The sequence below is a fragment of the Micromonospora sp. C51 genome (assembly GCF_018070435.1).
Lineage (GTDB): Bacteria > Actinomycetota > Actinomycetes > Mycobacteriales > Micromonosporaceae > Micromonospora > Micromonospora sediminimaris.
Map to the genome: position 1 here is coordinate 1 of NZ_JAGPXQ010000098.1, position 865 is coordinate 865.

Annotated in this window: 1 pseudogene; it reads left to right on the top strand. The window is 67.2% G+C overall.

From position 1 onward, the window contains the following. Positions 1-433 precede the first annotated feature (433 nt). A pseudogene (locus KBX50_RS32525) lies at positions 434-865 on the top strand (SEL1-like repeat protein); the annotation flags it as partial.

The following is an 865-nucleotide window of genomic DNA, read 5'->3' on the forward strand; positions in this document are numbered from 1 at the left end:
GGCATGCTCACCCCGATCGAGTATGAGAAGCTCCACCCGATCGCCCTATCCGCAGCCTGACGCCAACCAACACGGCTCCGAGAAACCCGGGGAACATCAAAGTCTCTACAAGATCCGGGGCGGTTCAGAGGGCATAGCTACTTTGAGCCGCACAAACCCCTCTCGAGCCACTCCCCGGGCGGTAGCCGGCGGGCGCATGCCAGATGAGAGTCACACCCTAAAGTCGGGTGGACAGCCGCAAAGAGAGCGAACCCGCCGGCTACCTCGACCCAGCCTGGCGGGCCCGTGTCCTGTTCTGCCGCCGAGTGGGCGTCACGGTACGTGACATAGCGGCACCGGTGCTGGGTGCGCGGTCGTGCTGATGTGCGCGCGTTCGGTTCCGGTGGGTCGGATGCGTTCGTGGCGTCATCCTGTGGCCCCTACACTGCCGATCGTGGCGTTGACGGCGTACGAGCAGGGTTTGTTGGCTGTTGAGCGGCGGGAGTACGCGGCGGCCCGGGAGCTGCTGGAGCTGGCTGGCGACGACCCTGACGCGCTGTTGCTGTCAGCTCAGCTTGCCGGAGAAGGGCTCGGCGGGCCGGTGGACACGGCCAGGAAGCTGTCGCTGTACGAGCGTGCCGCCGATCTGGGCAGCGCGGAGGCCGCATACAACCTCGGAGCGATCCACGCGAACGCGCGACGGTACGCGGTCGGGTTGACCTGGTACCGCCGCGCGGCGGATCTCGGCGATTCCGCGGCCCTTCGTATGGCCGGCATCATGTACGCCACCGGGCAGGGTGTCACGGCAGACTTCGTCGAAGCGGAACGGCTACTGCTGGCGGCCGCGGTGACCGACGCAGGTCAGGTCTCGTTCGACCTCGGGACG